At 29.3% G+C, this 15,450-nt stretch carries 13 protein-coding genes; 9 read left to right on the forward strand and 4 right to left on the reverse strand.

Annotated elements, in window-relative coordinates:
- Window positions 1-62 precede the first annotated feature (62 nt).
- Window positions 63-932: a patatin family protein gene (locus OIF33_RS00820; protein ID WP_322502326.1), complete on the forward strand. Its 870-nt coding sequence runs from the start codon at window positions 63-65 to the stop codon at window positions 930-932.
- A 188-nt stretch (window positions 933-1,120) separates the two neighbouring features.
- Here OIF33_RS00820 and OIF33_RS00825 read toward each other — a convergent pair whose 3' ends face one another.
- The gene (locus tag OIF33_RS00825) at window positions 1,121-2,134 is read right to left on the reverse strand and encodes a LacI family DNA-binding transcriptional regulator (protein WP_322502327.1); all 1,014 of its coding nucleotides are present in this window, start codon (window positions 2,132-2,134) and stop codon (window positions 1,121-1,123) included.
- Between the two features lie 226 nt (window positions 2,135-2,360).
- Between OIF33_RS00825 and mglB the strand changes: the two genes are divergently transcribed.
- From mglB to mglC, 3 genes are all read left to right on the forward strand, one after another.
- Window positions 2,361-3,425 carry a galactose/glucose ABC transporter substrate-binding protein MglB gene (gene mglB, locus OIF33_RS00830; RefSeq protein ID WP_322502328.1) on the forward strand — a complete coding sequence of 355 codons (1,065 nt, stop codon included), beginning with the start codon at window positions 2,361-2,363 and terminating at the stop codon, window positions 3,423-3,425.
- An 84-nt stretch (window positions 3,426-3,509) separates the two neighbouring features.
- Window positions 3,510-5,057, forward strand: a complete 1,548-nt coding sequence (gene mglA / locus OIF33_RS00835; RefSeq protein WP_322502329.1) for a galactose/methyl galactoside ABC transporter ATP-binding protein MglA — start codon at window positions 3,510-3,512, stop codon at window positions 5,055-5,057.
- Window positions 5,029-6,057, forward strand: coding sequence for a galactose/methyl galactoside ABC transporter permease MglC (gene mglC / locus OIF33_RS00840; RefSeq protein ID WP_322502330.1), 1,029 nt, complete (start codon window positions 5,029-5,031; stop codon window positions 6,055-6,057). Before mglA ends, mglC begins: the two co-directional genes overlap by 29 nt.
- Before the next feature lie 43 nt (window positions 6,058-6,100).
- Here the strand turns inward: mglC and OIF33_RS00845 are convergent, their stop codons facing one another.
- Window positions 6,101-7,126, reverse strand: coding sequence for an aldose epimerase family protein (locus OIF33_RS00845; protein WP_322502331.1), 1,026 nt, complete (start codon window positions 7,124-7,126; stop codon window positions 6,101-6,103).
- 224 nt (window positions 7,127-7,350) lie between these two features.
- Here OIF33_RS00845 and OIF33_RS00850 point away from each other — a divergent pair, with 224 nt between their 5' ends.
- Together OIF33_RS00850 and galT are read left to right on the forward strand one after the other, a co-directional pair.
- On the forward strand, window positions 7,351-8,514 hold the full coding sequence (locus OIF33_RS00850; protein ID WP_322502332.1) for a galactokinase: 1,164 nt from the start codon (window positions 7,351-7,353) through the stop codon (window positions 8,512-8,514).
- Between the two features lie 82 nt (window positions 8,515-8,596).
- Entirely contained in the window at window positions 8,597-10,093 is a 1,497-nt protein-coding gene (gene galT, locus OIF33_RS00855; RefSeq protein WP_322502333.1) for a UDP-glucose--hexose-1-phosphate uridylyltransferase, read from the forward strand.
- Between the two features lie 297 nt (window positions 10,094-10,390).
- Here the strand turns inward: galT and OIF33_RS00860 are convergent, their stop codons facing one another.
- Window positions 10,391-12,046, reverse strand: coding sequence for a nucleoside kinase (locus OIF33_RS00860; RefSeq protein ID WP_322502334.1), 1,656 nt, complete (start codon window positions 12,044-12,046; stop codon window positions 10,391-10,393).
- A 130-nt stretch (window positions 12,047-12,176) separates the two neighbouring features.
- On the opposite strand from OIF33_RS00860, the gene OIF33_RS00865 reads away from it, so the two are divergent.
- The 3 genes from OIF33_RS00865 to fba all read left to right on the forward strand — a co-directional run bounded on the left by OIF33_RS00865 (window position 12,177) and on the right by fba (window position 14,268).
- On the forward strand, window positions 12,177-12,875 hold the full coding sequence (locus tag OIF33_RS00865; RefSeq protein WP_322502335.1) for a DUF421 domain-containing protein: 699 nt from the start codon (window positions 12,177-12,179) through the stop codon (window positions 12,873-12,875).
- A complete protein-coding gene (locus tag OIF33_RS00870) occupies window positions 12,872-13,306 on the forward strand; it encodes a DUF4363 family protein (protein ID WP_322502336.1) in 435 nt (144 codons plus the stop codon). Before OIF33_RS00865 ends, OIF33_RS00870 begins: the two co-directional genes overlap by 4 nt.
- A 95-nt stretch (window positions 13,307-13,401) precedes the next feature.
- Entirely contained in the window at window positions 13,402-14,268 is an 867-nt protein-coding gene (fba, locus tag OIF33_RS00875; protein WP_322502337.1) for a class II fructose-1,6-bisphosphate aldolase, read from the forward strand.
- 46 nt (window positions 14,269-14,314) lie between these two features.
- Here fba and OIF33_RS00880 read toward each other — a convergent pair whose 3' ends face one another.
- On the reverse strand, window positions 14,315-15,355 hold the full coding sequence (locus tag OIF33_RS00880; RefSeq protein WP_322502338.1) for a nucleoid-associated protein: 1,041 nt from the start codon (window positions 15,353-15,355) through the stop codon (window positions 14,315-14,317).
- Window positions 15,356-15,450: the final 95 nt, after the last annotated feature.

Below are 15,450 nucleotides of genomic sequence, written 5' to 3' on the forward strand. Positions count from 1 at the left end.
TTTGATATTTTTTAAGTTAAGGATTATAATTTTAAATATATCAATTTTAGGAGGATATTTTTATGGTTAGTTTAGTTTTAGAAGGAGGAACTTTACGTCCTATTTTCAGTGCAGGGGTTATGGATGCTCTTCTTGATAACAATATAATCTTTCCATATTGCATTGGAGTATCAGCAGGAATAACTAATGGTTTTTCCTATTTTTCTAATCAAAAAGGAAGAAATATTGAAATATTAAAAAAATATAGAAATGACAAACGCTATTTAGGTGTTTCTAACTTTTTTAAATGTAGAAGCATTTTTGGTTTAGATTTTGTCTTTGATGAATTAGCAAACAAACTCTTCCCTTATGATTTTAATGCACTTTCAAATTATAAGGGAAAAGTTTTAATTGGAGTCACTAATGCTAACACAGGGAAAACAGAATACTTAGATGGCAAAATTAAGGATGAAAAATATATGGCCTTAAGAGCCACCTGTGCAATTCCATTACTTTTCCCATCAATAAAAATCAATGGAAACGAGTATTATGATGGAGGACTTTTAGATCCAATCCCAATAAAAAAGGCCTTAGAAGATGGGAACGAAAAGCATTTAATTATTCTTACTCGTCCTAAGAACTATAAAAAAACTTTAGGGAAAAGTAATAAATTAGCATCTAAAATAGTTGGACGTAAATATCCTAAATTAAAGGATTCTTTTTTAACAAGACATATTAAATATAATGATACAGTAAAGTTTTGTGAAGAATTAGAAAGGGATGGAAAAGCATTAATAATCAGACCTTCTGAAGAAGAATCAATTGAAAGCTTTGAAAAAGATGTCTGTAAATTAGAAAAAGCTTATAATGCCGGTTATAACGCCTGCATAAAAAACTTAGAAAAAATTAAAGCTTTATTTTTTACAATAGATTCTGTCTTAGGTGAATACTAATTTTTACTTAATTTAGATTTAAATAAAAAAGACTATGTCAGACTTAACTTAAAGTAGAACTTATGGATATATTCTGAAAATTACTCAGTTTTCTAAAAAATTTATAACTATCTTCTTCATATAATCTATAAGTTCTATTATTTTAAGTTCTGATATAGTCTCTTTTAGTTAAAAACTTAAATTATTTTTTAAAGTTTTCTACAACTATCTCTTACAATAAGCTTAACAGGTAAAACTATTTTTTTAGACATCTCTCTTCCTGTCCTCATTCTCTCTAAAAGTGTATCTACTGCAACATTCCCCATATATTCTGTGTACACCTTTATGGTTGTTAGTGAAGGATTTAAGAACTTAGCCGTACATATATCATCAAAGCCAACTATGCTTATATCCTCTGGTATTTTAAGTCCAGCCTCAGATATAGCTTTATAAGCTCCTATGGCCATAGGATCACTTGCAATAAAGAAAGCCGTGGGCAAATTCTTTTCTTTTAAAACTTTTTTCATAAGCTCATAACCATCCTCAGGTAAAAACCGTCCCTTTAAAACCCACTCCTCCTTATATCCTTTTATATCTTCCATATATTCCTTAAAAGTTTTTTCTCTATAATTTATTTTTCTTAAGGATTCATTGCTATTATGAATAATAGATTCTCCACCTAAATATCCAATTTTCTTATGACCTAAAGAAGTCAAATATTCTAAAGCTATTTTAACTCCGTACTTAAAATCCACCACAACAGAATCATACTTCCACTCTTCTGGAGAAGAATCTACAAAAACTATATTTTTAGATAGTTTCTCCATTAATTCTATTTCCTTTTCTCCAAATATTCCAATAGCTAAGATACCATCTAAATCTGTATATTCTTTAGTACCTTCATTAATAATCTTTTGAAAATCTATAGGTTTAAACTTAATTTTTTCTTCACTACATTTCTTTTCAACGGCCATTCTTATTGAAAGAAAATATGGATCATTTAACTCTTGTATTTCTGTGTACCAATAGACTATTCCTATAGTATAGTTTTTAATTTTATTTTTTCTCTCTTTTACTGTTAAATAATTTAATTCCTCAGCTATTTCCATTACTTTTTTTCTTGTTTCTTCAGACACATTAAGTGTTTCATCTAAGTTTAAAACTCTAGATACAGTAGCTATTGAAACTCCAGCACCTTTTGCAATATCTTTAATTGTAGCCACATCATCACTCCTTAACTTTCTTAAGTCTATTATATATTCTTTTAGTAAAATTTTCTAATATTTATTTCACATAATATATAAATTTAATAAATATATTTACTAAAAAAATTACTTTTTTTCATTATTTTTTCCATAAAAAACTCTTTCCTTTTATTCCTATATATGGTAATATTGTATTAAATTACAATAACTTTAAAAATTTAGGGTAAATATAGGGAGGATTTTTATGAAAAAGAAAGGTTTAGCATTAATTTTAATTTCAGCTTTAACTATGGGTACTTTAGTTGGTTGTGGTGGAGGTTCAGGTTCTACTGGATCATCTAGTGATGGAGCCAAAGAAAACGATTCCTTAAAGATAGGAGCTACAATCTACAGCTTCGAAGATAACTTTATGTCATACCAACGTAGAAATATAGAAAAGCTTGCTGATGGAAAAGCAGAATTATTAATGAATGATTCTCAAAACAACCAAGCTAAGCAAATGGAGCAAATAGATACTATGATAGCTAAAGGAGTTAACATACTTGCAATAAACTTAGTTGATCCTAAGTCAGCTCCTACTGTAATAGACAAAGCTAAAGCAGATGATTTACCAGTAGTATTCTTTAACAAAGAACCTGATGAGACTGCTATGCAAAGCTATGATAAAGCTTGGTATGTAGGTACAACTTCTGAGGAGTCTGGAATAATTCAAGGGGAAGTAATAACAGAAGGTTGGAAAGCTAATCCTTCATGGGATAAAAACGGAGATGGAAAAATTCAATATGTAATGCTAAAAGGAGAACCAGGACATCCTGATGCAGAAGCACGTACTAAATTTTCTATACAAACTATAAATGAAGCTGGTATAGAAACTGAAGAATTAGCAATGGATACAGCTATGTGGGACTCAACTAAAGCAACTGAAAAAATGGATGCTTGGGTTTCTAAATATGGTGACGATATCGAAGTTGTAATTTGTAACAACGATGGAATGGCTTTAGGTGCTATTTCTTCTCTTGAAAAAGCAGGTTATTTAGATGGAACTTCAGAAAAATTTGTTCCAATCTATGGTGTTGATGCTATTCCTGAAGCTTTAGATAAAATTAAAGCTGGTAAAATGGCAGGTACAGTATTAAACGATGCCAAAAACCAAGCTCAAGCTTTAATGGATGCTTGTATGAATCTAGTTGATGGAAAAGATATAACAGAAGGAACTGATTGGAAAGTTGATAATAAGAAATCAATTCGTGTTCCTTATGTAGGTATAACTAAGGACAATATAAACGTTGCTGAAGACTCTTATAAATAATGAAGATTCTTGCACAATAACTATCAATAATTAGGGAGACAAAAAACTCTGTCTCCCTTAATAAAAAACAGGAGGTATAAAAAGATGAAAGAATCTTCAAACCTGTTAGAAATGAAAAATATTTCTAAGGAATTCCCTGGGGTTAAAGCACTAGACAATGTCACATTAAAAGTAAAAAAAGGTTCTGTTCATGCTTTAATGGGGGAAAACGGTGCTGGTAAATCAACTCTAATGAAATGTTTATTTGGTATTTACCATCCTGATGCGGGAGAAATATTTATTTCTGGCAAAAAAATATTATTTAGAAACTCAAAACACGCCTTAGATAATGGTGTATCAATGGTTCACCAAGAACTTAATCAAGTTAGAGAAAGAAATGTTATGGACAACCTTTGGCTTGGTAGATACCCTAAAAAAGGGCTTTTTATAGATGAAAAGAAAATGTATGAAGAAACATCAAAGATCTTTAAAGATTTAGATATAGATGTAGATCCTAAAGCAAAGGTCTCTACTCTATCTGTATCTCAAATGCAAATGGTTGAAATCGCTAAGGCAGTTTCATATAACTCAAAAATAATAGTAATGGACGAGCCTACCTCTTCCCTAACTGAAAAAGAAGTTGGCCATTTATTTAGAATAATAAATAAACTTAGAGCCCAAGATATAAGTATAATCTATATCTCTCATAAGATGGAAGAAATATTAGAAATATCTGATGAAGTTACCATAATGAGAGATGGTAAGTGGATTTCTACTGAAAAAGCTTCCAATTTAACTATGGACTTAATAATAAAACTTATGGTTGGTCGCGAACTTACAGATAGATTCCCTGCTAAGACTCATACTCCAAAGGAAACTATTTTAGAAGTAAATAATCTTAGTGACACTAAAAATCAACTTAATAATGTTTCATTCAAACTTAGAAAGGGAGAAATTTTAGGAATTGCTGGTCTTGTAGGTGCTAAAAGAACTGAAACTTTAGAAACAATTTTTGGTCTTAGAGAAGTAGCTTCTGGTAACATAATTCTTCACGGTAAAAAGGTGGATAACAGTAAACCTTTTAAGGCTATGCAAAATGGATTTGCTCTTGTTACAGAGGAAAGAAGACAAACTGGTATTTTTGGAAAATTACCTATAGACTTCAATTCTATAATAGCTAATATAGATAGCTATAAGACATCTTCTGGTCTTCTTTCAAACGGAAGAATATCCGGGGATACTCAATGGGTTATAGACTCTATGAAGGTTAAAACTCCAAGTCAAAAGACCCTAATCGGCAGCTTATCTGGCGGTAATCAACAAAAAATAGTAATTGGTAAATGGCTTCTTAGAAAGCCTGAAATCTTACTTTTAGATGAACCAACTAGAGGTATTGATGTCGGTGCTAAATTTGAAATATATCAGCTTATAAATGATCTTGCAAAGGAAGATAAAGGAATAATTATGGTATCTTCTGAAATGCCTGAACTTTTAGGTGTATGTGATCGAATATTAGTAATGAGTAATGGTAGAGTTGCTGGCATAGTTAATGCTAACGAAACTACTCAAGAGGAAATTATGCATCTTTCTGCAAAATATCTATCAGTAACTGGAGGAATTAAAAATGCAAACGAAATCAAAGAAAAAGTTTAAATTAAATAGTCAGTTCTTAATGAACAATGCAATTTATATAGTATTATTCGCCTTATTAGTTGGAATTTGTATATTATCACCAGATTTCTTATCTATAAAAAACTTTATTAACATATTAAGCCAATCATCATCTCGTATAATCATAGCTCTAGGAGTTGGTGGAATACTTTTAACTGAAGGTACTGACCTTTCTGCTGGAAGAACTGTTGGTTTAGCTGCAGTAATCTCAGCTTCTTTACTTCAAGCTGGAGATTACGCATATAAAATGTATCCTAATTTATCTGAATTACCTATATTTATTCCAATTTTAGTAGCAATGGTTGTTTGTGGAATAGTTGGTCTTATAAATGGTATTGTTGTTGCTAAATTTAATGTTCCTCCATTTATCGCTACTCTAGGAATGATGACTGCAATATATGGTGTTAACTCAATTTATTTTGATAGACCTCCATATGGAGCTATGCCTATAGGTGGGCTTAGCGAATCATTTAGTAATTTTACTCTAGGATCTATTCCTATATATGGTAATATAAAAATACCTTACTTAGTTATTTATGCAATTATCGCTATAGCTATAATTTGGACTTTATGGAATAAAACTAAATTTGGTAAAAATCTTTATGCTATAGGTGGAAACAGAGAGGCTGCTGTTGTTTCTGGTGTAAATGTTGTCAGAACTCTTCTATTAGTTTATTGCTTAGCTGGAGTTCTTTATGGATTTGCTGGTACTTTAGAAGCAGGCCGTGTTGGTAGTGCTACTGCAAGTACCGGAAATATGTACGAACTTGATGCCATAGCTTCTTGTGTTGTTGGTGGTGTTTCTACAGCTGGTGGAGTTGGTACAGTTCCTGGTATAGTAACTGGTGTTTTAATTTTCCAAGTTATAAACTATGGACTAGCTTTCATAGGAGTAAGTCCTTATTTACAATTCGTTATAAGAGGCTTAATCATAATTCTAGCTGTAGCTCTTGATATGAGAAAATACGCTAAAAAGAACTAATAAAAAACTGTATGGAAGATAAATTTTCTTCCATACAGTTTTTTTAAATCCATTGAAATTCAAATATTGTTTTTTGATAATACTCATCATTTCCTTTTAACACTATATTCTCTAAGAAGCAATCATCGTAGCCTATTGGTAAACTTTGAGTTTCAAAACATATTCCGTCATGTTTTTTTGCCACTGCTCCACTTTCCAAAGGTAAGTTATCAGGAAAATTCATTGAATAACATACCATAGCCTTTTGATTTGTTTTAACCTTCATTACTCTTCCTGAAATTTCATCTAATAAAATTGCATCAACTTCACTATCCTTATTTAAAATCCATGGATGATCATATCCTGATCCGATTTTCAATTGCTCATCCTCTTTGTCTATGTCGTCTCCTATTTTTTTTAACTCTCTAAAATCGAAAGGTGTTTTTTCTACTTTTATAAAGTTTCCTGTTGGAATTAAGTTCTCATCTAATTGGCAAATTTTTTCTGAATTTATATATAATTTTTGTCCTAATACATTCCTCTTATTATTACCAGATAAATTAAAATAAGAATGGTTAGTTAAATTCACTAAAGTATCTTTATCTGAAGAAGCTTTATATTCTATAGCAAGTTCATTTTTTTCATTAAGTGAGTAGGTAATTGAAACTTTTAAGTTTCCTGGGAATCCTCCTTCACCATCTTCACTAAAATAATAAAAAGTTACAGATGATTTTTCTTCCTCTTCTTTATAATCATAGTCCCATATTTTTTTACTAAATCCTTTATATCCTCCATGAAGAGAATTTTCATTATTATTTTTATCTAAATCATATTTAATGCCATTTAACTCAAAAGTTGCATTCCCTATTCTTCCAGCTACTCTTCCTATGCTTGCTCCTAAACTTGAAGGATTTTCAATATAACTCTCATCATCTTTATATGTTAATACTATATTTTCCTTATTTCCTTCCTTATCTTCCACAAGTATTCTCTTTATAGTAGCTCCTAAATTTAAAAGTTCTGCAGATATTTTATCATTTTTCAGTATTATTTTACTTATTTTATCATTAAATTTACTTTCAATAACCATATTACACACTCTCCCCTTTATATTTATAGGTTAATTTTAACAATTTAACATAGGTATTTCAATAACTTTATATGCTTAAATTCCTTAAATAACAGTGAATTCATTCAAATCTTCTAAGTAAAAAATATTAAATGAAAAAATAGTAAAATTTTTAGTAAAACAATTGATTTTTTAACCATGTAATCGTATAATTATATTACATATTTTATATTCGGAGGTATATTATGGATTTAAATACACTTAAATCAGCTTTTATTAATAATTTTGAAACAGAACCTACTTCATTATTTTTTTCACCAGGAAGAATAAACCTTATAGGTGAGCATATTGACTATAATGGCGGTTTTGTATTTCCTTGCCCAATAACTCTAGGTACATTTGCAGCTGCAAACTTAAGAGAAGATAGAATTTGTAGAGCATATTCTCTTAACTTTGAATCTCTTGGCACAATAGAATTTTCATTAGATGATTTATCCTATAAAAAGGAAGATAATTGGACAAACTATATTAAGGGTGTTCTAAAAACACTTTCAAATAAGGGTTATAAAATAGATAAAGGTATAGACATAGTTATTAATGGAACTCTTCCAAATGGTGCTGGTCTTTCTTCATCAGCTTCTTTAGAAATGTTAATAGTAAAGATTTTAGATACTTTCTTCTCTCTTAACATCTCAAAAGTAGATGCTGCTATAATAGGTAAAGAAGTAGAAAATAATTATATAGGCGTTAATAGTGGAATAATGGATCAATTTGCAATCTCATTAGGGGAAAAGGATAAAGCAATTTTACTAGACTGTAACACACTATACTATGAATATGTTCCTTTAAATTTAGGAGATAATTCAATAATTATAATGAATACAAATAAAAGACGTGAACTTGCAGATTCTAAGTATAATGAAAGAAGAAAAGAATGTGACGACTCTCTAGAAATACTTAAAAAACACGCTGATATTTCTTCTCTTTGTGAGCTAACAAGTTCACAGTTTGAAACTCATAAAGACAAAATAGAAGATTCTAATAAATTACGTAGATGTGTTCATGCTATTTCTGAAAATGAAAGAGTAAAAAATGCTATAGAAGCATTAAAAGAAAATAATCTTGAACTCTTTGGAGAACTTATGAATCAGTCTCATATTTCTCTTAGAGATGATTATGAAGTTACAGGTAAAGAGTTAGATACACTAGCTGAAACAGCTTGGAAACAACCTGGTGTTTTAGGTGCTCGTATGACTGGTGCTGGATTTGGTGGATGTGCCATAGCTATAGTTAATAATAATCACATTGATGATTTTGTTAAAAATGTTGGACAAACATATAAAGATGCTATAGGATATGAAGCTTCATTTTACGTAGCATCTATAGGTGATGGCCCTACTAAACTTTAAAATTGATTTAGGCTATCTGAAAATAGATAGCCTAAATTATAATAAGTGGAAATTTACATGATTAAAATAAGGGGGAATTTACATGTTTAATTTAAATGCTTTAATAGATAGATTAATAGAGATATCAATAAATAATAACCTTATAGAAGAAATGGATACCATATATATTAGAAATAGACTTCTTAGCTTATTTAAGGAAGAAATTTATACTCCGAGTGAAGAAAGTCTTACTCTTTCTTTTCATGAAACATTAGCTGCCTTAATAAATATAGCTTTAGACAAAAAATTAATAGAAGATGCATTATATGCTAAAGATATTCTATCTAGCCATATAATGAATACATTCTTACCTTCTCCATCTTTATTAAATAAAGAATTTTTCGTAAAATACTCTTCTTCTCCTGAAGAAAGTACTAACTACTTCTACTCTTTAAGTAAAAATTCAAACTACATAAGAACTGATAGAATCGCTAAAAATATAAGTTTTAAAGCGCCATCTAAGTATGGAGTTATGGATATTACTATTAATTTGTCTAAACCCGAAAAAGATCCTAAGGAAATAGCATTAGCAAGAAATTCAGTTAAAAGCAACTATCCTAACTGTTTATTATGTATTGAAAATGAAGGATATGAGGGTACAGTAACTCATCCTGACAGAGCTAACCATAGAATGATAAGATTAAATCTTAATAATAAGACTTGGCTATTACAATATTCTCCTTATCTTTATTATAATGAGCATTGTATAATACTTTCTAAAGAACACGTTCCAATGAAAATAGATACTAATACTTTTAAAAATCTTTTAGAATTTGTAAATCAATTTCCTCATTATTTTGCTGGTTCAAATGCTGACTTACCTATAGTTGGAGGATCAATTCTTTCTCATGAACATTATCAAGGAGGAAATCATAGATTTCCTATGAATGATGCTAAAAAACTTTTTGATTTCTCCCTAGATGCCTTTGAAGATGTTCAATGTGAAGCTATTAACTGGCCAATATCAACTATAAGATTAAGAGGAGAAAATATAGATTCTTTAGTTTTAGCATCTGACTTAATACTAAAAAAATGGAGAAATTATTCTGATGAGTCTTTAGGTATATTAGCTTACTCTAATGAGGAGCCTCATAATACTGTAACACCTATGGTAAGAAAAGAAGAAGGAAAATTTGTTATTGATTTATCTCTTAGAAATAATAGAACTTCTGAAGAACATCCTCTTGGAATATTCCATCCTCATAAAGAAGTTCATCATATAAAAAAGGAAAACATAGGACTAATTGAAGTTATGGGTCTTGCTGTCCTTCCTGGAAGATTATTGAAAGAACTTGAAGAAATTAAAGAATATTTATTAGATAATACTTCTCTTGACTCTATTGAAGAATATCATAAACCATGGGTTCTTGAACTAAAAAAGAAATATAATTATTTAAAATCTTCAACTGAGTTAAATGATTTTGTAAATAAGGAATTATCAAATAAATTTGTATCAGTTTTAGAACATTGTGGTGTCTTTAAGTTAGACGAAAATGGATTAGAAGGTTTCAAAAAATTCACTAACTCACTTAATGAATAAAATTAATTTTTAAATAACAAAGGTATATATCAAAAGTAACTTAAAATAAAACTTATAAATATATTCCAAGAATTACTAGAATTCGCTAAGAATTTATAGCCATTACTCCGAAGATTTTGCTAAAGCTCCGAAACTCCCGTTGGTCAAACAGTCTCAGCTTCTTAACGCAAATTCTTCTACGTAATAGCTTAAATTCTAAAGCTTATCTAGATATTCTCTTCATACTATTTATAAGTTTTATTATTTTTATATAACCTCTTTGCTATTTTACCTAAAATAATAAAAAGCAAAAACTTATTAGTACTTGTAGAAACAACTTCCACCTATAAATTCTCTTAGTATGGAGTTTTCAGGAACTCTTTCTGAGGCTACTTCAACAAAAAACTTTAAAGAATTTATTATTCTTTTAGCTTCATAGTAAACCTTACTATTCCTATCTATTTTTTCTAGTTCTCTTAAAGCATATTTCTTTAAGGCAGCTAATTCATAGACTAAGGTTGAGTTAAACATAACATCAGCCTCTTCTTGATAAACAAATATATTTTTTTCTTCTCCCCTTTTTATAGAATCCCACATTTCTAAGGTTTGCTCTACACTATAGCCTCTTGATAAAGAATCCCTAACAATACGTCTTATTTTTCTTACATCTGTTGTTGGAATTCTATTATGATTATCTAAGTTTAATTGAGTTAATGCAGAAATATATACCTTAAACTTATTTTTAGAAGCTACTTTTTCTGTAAGCTTTGGATTTAATCCATGAATTCCTTCAACTACAAGTATTCCATTATCAGGTAGTTTAAGTTTATTTCCAACCCACTCTCTTTCTCCTAGCTTAAAATTATAAGAAGGTATTTCAACCTCTTCGCCATCTAAAATGTCGTGAAGATTCTTATTGAATAATTCTAAATCTAAAGCATTTATAGATTCAAAATCTGGTTTTCCTTCTTCATCTAAAGGGGTATGAGTCCTATTTATAAAATAATCATCTAAAGATATTGCTATTGGTATATATCCATTAACCCTAAGTTGTATAGCAAGTCTTTTAGAAAATGTTGTTTTTCCTGAAGATGATGGACCTGCTACTAAAACAACCTTAACTTCCTTTCTTTCACTTATCATGTCTGCTATTTGAGCAATTTTTTTCTCATGTAAAGCCTCAGAAACCCGTATTATATCTAAAGACTCTTCTCCTTCTAATTTATAATCCAAAGAACCCACATCTGGAGTTCCTAATATATTTAGCCATCTCTCAGTTTCTCTAAATACATTAAAAAGATTTCTTTGCTCCTTAAATACAGGTACAACAGTTGGATTTCTATGACTTGGTAACATAAGTATAAAACCAGGGTTATAATATAGTAAATCAAAATACTTTAATACCCCTGTTGAATAAGCCATATCTCCATAAAAATAATCATACCTATCTTCTAATTTATATAAATTAACATATTCCTCTTGAACCCAATGTAATAAATCAACCTTATCTTTCATTTTATAAGATTTAAAAATATCTATGGCCTCTTTCTTTGGAACTTTTACTTTTTCTATTACAATATTTTTATCTATTATTTCCTTCATTTTTTTCTTTATATTAACTATATCCTCTTCATCTAAGGCTTTTTCCTTATGAACTTCTCCAAATATCCCTTTGCTTATAGAATGCTCTATATCTATTCTTGCATCTTTAAAAAGATCTAAAGTAGCCTTTATAAATACAAATTGTAAGGTTCTACTATAAGCTATTTTACCTTGGGGATTACTTATGTTTACAAGTTCTATAATTCCATCTTCCCTTATTAAATCAGTAAATTCATAATACTGATTTTTTTGTTTAACCAAAGTAATAGGTATTGATTCTTTTATATAGTCTTTCTCTAAAATAGCTGAATATTTTTCTCCCTCATTAAAGACTAAGGTTTTACCTTTTACATTGACTTTAAAGCTTTTCATAAACACCATTCCTCTCTACTCATAATCCCGCTTTATTGTTATTATACACTTAAAATTTTAAAAAAGTTATCTATTTTTGTATAAATCTCCTCTAAATTTGTTAACCTATTTTACTAGAGGAGGGATTTTTATGCTAATAACCTTTATAAGAACTGCAATCTTATATTTCCTAGTAATAATAAGTATTAGGCTTATGGGGAAACGTCAAATTGGTGAATTACAACCTTATGAACTTGTAATAACCTTAATGGTATCGGACTTAGTAGCCTTACCAATGCAAGATCCTCGTCTTCCTCTCCTTCTAGGAATAATACCAATAATTACTCTTTTGTTTATAAAAGCATTGATATCTGAAATTGAACGACATAGCCGATTTTTTGAAAAACTACTAGATGGTACTCCTTCTATAATAATAAGTAACGGCGAAATTAATTTAGATATGATGAAAAAGCAAAGATTAACAATGAATGATATACTAGAGGAGTTACGAAGCGCAGGTTATTTGAATATAAAAGATATTCAATATGCAATCATAGAAACTAATGGAACTATATCTATTATTCCTAAAAGTGACTGTGAAAATGTTAAAAGAAAAGATTTAAAAATAAAAGAAAGTGAATCAAAGATGCCTGTTGTTTTATTAGAGAACGGACGTATAAAGAAAAAATCGCTTCAGGCACTGCACAAGGATGTAAAATGGTTAGATGATAAATTACAATCTATGAACTATCCTCCTAGAGATAAACTATTCTTAATCATGCTAGATTCTGAAGGAAAATTATTCATTCAAAAGAAAAATCAAAGAGATAAAGAGGATATTGTATTATGAAGAATACTATAATTTCAACATTAATATTTTTTTTCATTCTTGGTTCTGTTTTATTTTTCAATGTTAAATTAACAGATGTTTGTGGTAAAGTAAATGAATCTAGTGATAAAATAGAGTCATATTTAAATGAAGAAAATTGGAAAGAATCATATAGTGAATCTATTAACTTGAGAGATATGTTAGAAGAAAACTATGTATCTCTATCTCTTTATGTAAATCATGAGCAATTAGATAATTTAAGTAAAGAGGTACTTAGTTTAACTCAATACATTAAGGGAGAAGATATTTCAAACAGCTTGTCTTCTGTATATATAATTAAAGCTTATACAAAACATATAGAGGATATTCAAAAGGTTAACATAGGAAATATTTTAATTTCTAATCTAAAAAATATATTTTATTGTGGAATTTATACTAATTTTAGTTTATAATGTTATTGTAAGGGGCAAGTCCCACATGGACTTTTTATGTCCCTATACATGATTTTAATAAAGTTAATGTAAGATTTTGAAAGGTGGTAAACAAAATGGCATTAGTTAACACAAGAGAAATGTTAAATAAAGCAAGAGAAGAAAAATACGCTGTTGGTCAATTCAACATAAACAACTTAGAATGGACAAAAGCTGTATTATTAACTGCTCAAGAAAATAACTCACCAGTTATATTAGGAGTATCAGAAGGTGCTGCTAAATATATGTGTGGATTCAAAACAATAGTTGGAATGGTTAACGGAATGTTAGAAGAGTTAAAAATAACTGTTCCTGTAGCATTACACTTAGATCACGGTAGTTATCAAGGAGCTATAGATGCTATGGCTGCTGGATTCTCATCAGTAATGTTCGATGGATCACACTACTCAATCGAAGAAAATATAGTTAAAACTAAAGAAATAATCGATTTAGCTGCTGCTAAAAACGTATCAGTTGAAGCTGAAGTTGGATCAATCGGTGGAGAAGAAGATGGTGTTGTTGGAGCTGGTGAAATAGCTGATCCTGCTGAATGTAAACAAATCGCTGATTTAGGAGTTACTATGTTAGCTGCTGGTATCGGAAACATCCACGGAAAATACCCTGCAAACTGGGCTGGATTAAACTTTGAAGCTTTAGCTAATATTAAAGCTGCTACTGGAGATATGCCTTTAGTATTACACGGTGGTACTGGAATCCCTTCAGACATGATCGCAGAAGCTATATCATTAGGAGTATCAAAAATAAATGTTAATACTGAATGTCAATTAGTATTTGCTGAAGCTACTCGTAAATATATAGAAGCTGGTAAAGATTTAGAAGGAAAAGGATTCGACCCAAGAAAATTATTAGCTCCTGGTTTCGAAGCTATAAAAGATATAGTTAAAGAAAAAATGGAATTATTCGGTTCAGTAAACAGAGCTTAATAATCTTAAATAATAAAAAGAGATTAGATTTTCTAATCTCTTTTTTTTACTTTTCTATATAATTTTTAATATTCTTTATAACCATATTTATACTTCCATCACCATTTCTTACGATTTCAAACTTAGATTCATCATGATAAGCCTCATCATCAATATATAAATCTATTTCCTTATCAATTTTAAGTCTAGTTCTTTTCATTTTTTTCTCAACCCAAAGCTTATCTATTTCAACATCGTCCTCTAAACCTTGTCCTTTTACAAAGGTTGTAAAATTCTCTTTCATCATGGGTTCTTCATTGAATAACTCACGAGATAATTCTTCTATATTTATAACATCTTCTTCTTTTAGCTTACCTTTTATTTTAGTTCTAATATTTTCAGCTTTTTCTGCATCTTCAATAATATTATTTCTTGTCCAAGTTTCTGTTGCCTTAACAAAAGTTTTTGTCATGTCTCTTTCATTTTGAAACACTGTACACCCTAAATAATTATTTATAAAGTAATTTGCTCCATATTCATCCTCTTCTGATGATTTCCTTTGCTTATCTATTACCATAAGGTTTATATCCTGATCATCTCTTATAGGCTTTATAAATGCACATTTTTGAACCTTTTGTCCTGATGCTGGTAATCCCGCTGCCTGCTCCACTATTCCTATTCCAATTTTGTCATCAACAAAATCAACTTTATGAGTAAAATTTTTTATATAATCCATTTTTAATATTCCAAGCATAGGCCCTTGATCTGTTGATATTGATACTGTAAGTAAGTCACAGCTAGGTATATTACTATTTCCCCTCATTATATAAAACATTTGTCTTGCTAACTCTTGAGAAACTTCAACGATGTCTCTATTAACTCCATTTAAATAATCTTGAGATACTTCCTTTACTACATGTCTTTCCGGATTGAAAATAGCATATTTTAAGTCTTCACTTTTCAAACCCTTCTCAACGTGTTTATATATAAATTTATATACATCATCTGTTAAATCTATTTTATATTCATTTAATATAGGTTCATCACTATTACTATCTAATATATGTATAACAGCTTCCATTATATTTATATCATTTACGTACTCCATTCTTAAACCTCCATTGAAATTTCCATGTATTTTTGACACATCTTATATTCTATCAAAATACAATGGAAAAATCATCATTCATATTCTTTCATATC

Origin of the sequence: Clostridium sp. LIBA-8841 (genome assembly GCF_034439435.1) — a bacterium.
Classification (GTDB): Bacteria; Bacillota; Clostridia; order Clostridiales; family Clostridiaceae; genus Sarcina.

Bases quoted from the DNA above. Each gene is read 5' to 3' on its own strand.
- OIF33_RS00820 (WP_322502326.1), top strand. From the start codon at position 63: ATGGTTAGTTTAGTTTTAGAAGGAGGAACTTTACGTCCTATTTTCAGT.
- mglB (WP_322502328.1), top strand. From the start codon at position 2,361: ATGAAAAAGAAAGGTTTAGCATTAATTTTAATTTCAGCTTTAACTATG.
- mglA (WP_322502329.1), top strand. From the start codon at position 3,510: ATGAAAGAATCTTCAAACCTGTTAGAAATGAAAAATATTTCTAAGGAA.
- mglC (WP_322502330.1), top strand. From the start codon at position 5,029: ATGCAAACGAAATCAAAGAAAAAGTTTAAATTAAATAGTCAGTTCTTA.
- OIF33_RS00845 (WP_322502331.1), bottom strand. From the start codon at position 7,126: ATGGTTATTGAAAGTAAATTTAATGATAAAATAAGTAAAATAATACTG.
- OIF33_RS00850 (WP_322502332.1), top strand. From the start codon at position 7,351: ATGGATTTAAATACACTTAAATCAGCTTTTATTAATAATTTTGAAACA.
- galT (WP_322502333.1), top strand. From the start codon at position 8,597: ATGTTTAATTTAAATGCTTTAATAGATAGATTAATAGAGATATCAATA.
- OIF33_RS00860 (WP_322502334.1), bottom strand. From the start codon at position 12,046: ATGAAAAGCTTTAAAGTCAATGTAAAAGGTAAAACCTTAGTCTTTAAT.
- OIF33_RS00865 (WP_322502335.1), top strand. From the start codon at position 12,177: ATGCTAATAACCTTTATAAGAACTGCAATCTTATATTTCCTAGTAATA.
- OIF33_RS00870 (WP_322502336.1), top strand. From the start codon at position 12,872: ATGAAGAATACTATAATTTCAACATTAATATTTTTTTTCATTCTTGGT.
- fba (WP_322502337.1), top strand. From the start codon at position 13,402: ATGGCATTAGTTAACACAAGAGAAATGTTAAATAAAGCAAGAGAAGAA.
- OIF33_RS00880 (WP_322502338.1), bottom strand. From the start codon at position 15,355: ATGGAGTACGTAAATGATATAAATATAATGGAAGCTGTTATACATATA.